General features: G+C 33.1%; 3 protein-coding genes. All 3 read left to right on the top strand.

The window, feature by feature from the left end:
- The first annotated feature begins 194 nt into the window (after window positions 1-194).
- The 3 genes from ACHZDT_RS12590 to ACHZDT_RS12580 all read left to right on the top strand — a co-directional run bounded on the left by ACHZDT_RS12590 (window position 195) and on the right by ACHZDT_RS12580 (window position 2,450).
- Window positions 195-854, top strand: a complete 660-nt coding sequence (locus tag ACHZDT_RS12590; protein ID WP_394774979.1) for an NYN domain-containing protein — start codon at window positions 195-197, stop codon at window positions 852-854.
- A gap of 404 nt (window positions 855-1,258) precedes the next feature.
- The gene (locus ACHZDT_RS12585) at window positions 1,259-2,215 is read left to right on the top strand and encodes a hypothetical protein (protein WP_394774978.1); all 957 of its coding nucleotides are present in this window, start codon (window positions 1,259-1,261) and stop codon (window positions 2,213-2,215) included.
- A gap of 34 nt (window positions 2,216-2,249) precedes the next feature.
- A complete protein-coding gene (locus ACHZDT_RS12580; protein WP_394774977.1) occupies window positions 2,250-2,450 on the top strand; it encodes a hypothetical protein in 201 nt (66 codons plus the stop codon).
- Window positions 2,451-2,842: the final 392 nt, after the last annotated feature.

Below are 2,842 nucleotides of genomic sequence, written 5' to 3'. Positions count from 1 at the left end.
TATTCACATTGTGTGTATATTTATGTAGCGACAGGAGGTTTTTTCACAAACTCTCGTTAGCTGTAACCTTTGCGAAACTCCATTCAACACAAAATATTACCGTTCATCCTCAAAAACATACTACAAATGGATAATTACCTTACTTTTGTTTTCTTATTCCACGCTATAGTCTCTGTATTATAGCTTTGCTGCCTATGGCAGCTTTTTTATTTTATGCCATGAAAAGAGTGATATTTTATTTTGACGGATTTAATTTTTACAACGGCTTAAAAGATAAATCTGAATTATTCCCCAAATGGAAAAACTATTATTGGCTTGACTTGGTGAAATTTTGTACAGAATTTTTAGATAAAGACCATTCACTTATTAAAGTTAAATATTTTACAGCTCCACCAAGCGATGACAAAAAACGTAGTAGGCAATCAGCTTTTTTTTCTGCAAATAAATTACTAAATGGCGATTTAGTAGAAATTATAAATGGCAAATACCAAAACAAAGACATCAAATGTAAAAAATGCACCCAAATTTTTTTAGGACAAGAAGAAAAACGGACTGATGTTAATATTGCGATTAGCATGTTAATGGATTGTGTTTTAAATAATACCGACATTTTAGTTTTAATAAGTGCAGACAGTGACCAGATACCAACTTTGCAGACAATAAAATCAAATTTCCCTGACAAGAAAGTAAAAGTATATTTTCCTCCAGAAAGAAGTTCAACTGACATTTTAGGTATAAGTAAGCCAATTGTTTTTTTAGGTGACAATGAACAAAAGTTTTTAAATTCAATTATGTCAACTATCGTAACTAATGGTGTGAAAACTTATACTAAGCCTGATAATTGGAAAAAATAAGGCTACAGCTAACATGGGGTTTTGCGTTATGGTGGCTTGACGGAAGTACAATGAGCATTTTTTTCGCTGTTGGGCGGTAGTTCGGGCTTGACAAGCATCACCAATCTTTTTGTCGTTATCATCATCTTTTATTTATTAATTTAGCATCAGTTCCGGGCGGACGAATTTCAAATTCCACCACAAACGCAAAGCCCTGTACGTTGTATGCAAGCGGGCAGACCGTTTACTAAGGAGCGACCACTTGACAATCAGCATTTCGTTTTCAAACTGTTTTAATTCGCCAACGCTTCTTTGCCGACACACATTTTAGCACTTTCGCTGGACACATTGCCTTGACACAAAAGAGCTAAAATTTTGCAGAGCGACATCAAAACCATATTTTACATCAAAATACTGCTTATAATATGACATTTATTGCTTCCGTAATCGCAAAAGAAGGCATCGCTATGGTTGCCGATTCGTTTGTAACAACAGTTGAACATTCAATTGACAGAAAAGATTTTATAGACTACTTATCAAAATCAAAAACTAAAAAATCAATACCAATTACGGACTTAATAGATTTATTTCAACGTAGAGCTTCTCATACAAGAAATTTTGCGGACAAATTATTTCAATTTGACAAATTCTCTGCAATAGCTACTGCTGGTTCTGCATATATCAATGGTATAGAAATAAAAGATATTGTAAAAAGAATTGCAAATGATATGCAAATAGACGAAGCTATATATTATGCAAAAAATATTGAAGACATTTTAAAAGAATTTTGTGACAAAATAAAAACTGAAGTATTAGAGCATTTAAAAAAATATGACTGTGGGGAAACAGATTTTATTTTTTCTCATTATAACAGAGCAAAAGATATTCCTCAAATTTTTTTAATAAAAATTAAGTCGTTATCTAAAGACAAACATGACACCGCCGACCCTGATATTGTTACTTTTAACGACAGGACACATTTAAAAATACTTACAGATGGACAAGATGGTTTTGTTGACAGGCTCATTTTCGGCTCATTATATACAAACACAGTTGAAATAACAGACCATTTTCTTAATTATATATTAAAAACTTGCAAGCCCAAAGGAGCGAAGAAAAAAGAAATAATTGACGCTGTAAATCATTTTGACTTTTTGCAAAAAATTGTGTCAAAAGATGTATTTGCTATAAAATTCAGGCAATTAAGCCTTCAAGAAGCATCAGATTTGGCAGCATTATTGATTAAAATAATAATGGATATTCAGGTATATACCGAAAAAATACCTACCGTTGGGGGCTTAATTAGGCTTGCAGTAATCCATAAAGACACAGGATTTAACTGGATTTCTGGCGATAAGATTTTGCCGTCCAAAATTATTTAATAAATTTGTTTATTATTACAAAAACATAATCATCATGAAAGCAATAAAAAAACATACCGACACTTCTGTTTGGATTCAGCTTTCTGAAAAAATAAAAGATGCTGACGAAACAAAAAAAAGAGAAGCTAATGAGCTACAAGAGGAAATTTATATGATTTTGGGAACTAAGGACTTAAAGGTTACAATCCCCAAAAACTCTAAGGCTTTAAACTCTTTCAGACAATCTGTACATTAATCATTTAAGCAGTATTTCAAAGAACTTATTGGCTCGACAAAAGCCCCACACATTTACAAAGGCACACAAGCCCAGATACAGAAGCAAACCTTTGTAAAAGAGTGTTGCTTGCAGACGCTTCCAAAACCCCTTGACACAATTAAAACCATTTCGTTCGACAAATCCGCCTGCATACAACAGGGGGTTTGCCAAAATACGGGCGGACGGAAGTTATCTTCGGCTTTTTGTAATTCTATTGGGCTTCATATCGGGCTGGACATTATCTATTTAGCTTTTTGTTGTTATCTTCATCATCAGTTTTTCAATCATCATCGGTACCGGGCTGACGGAATACTTCTATGATGAGTTTATGCTGCATCCATTAGAAAAAGATTTTCATATTTTTTTGAATC

This window comes from Flavobacterium sp., from assembly GCF_043722275.1.
Lineage (GTDB): Bacteria > Bacteroidota > Bacteroidia > Flavobacteriales > Flavobacteriaceae > Flavobacterium.
Note: the sequence above shows the minus strand (reverse complement) of the source record. Positions and strands in the feature narration are given on the sequence as shown.

Bases quoted from the DNA above. Each gene is read 5' to 3' on its own strand.
- ACHZDT_RS12590 (WP_394774979.1), top strand. From the start codon at position 195: ATGGCAGCTTTTTTATTTTATGCCATGAAAAGAGTGATATTTTATTTT.
- ACHZDT_RS12585 (WP_394774978.1), top strand. From the start codon at position 1,259: ATGACATTTATTGCTTCCGTAATCGCAAAAGAAGGCATCGCTATGGTT.
- ACHZDT_RS12580 (WP_394774977.1), top strand. From the start codon at position 2,250: ATGAAAGCAATAAAAAAACATACCGACACTTCTGTTTGGATTCAGCTT.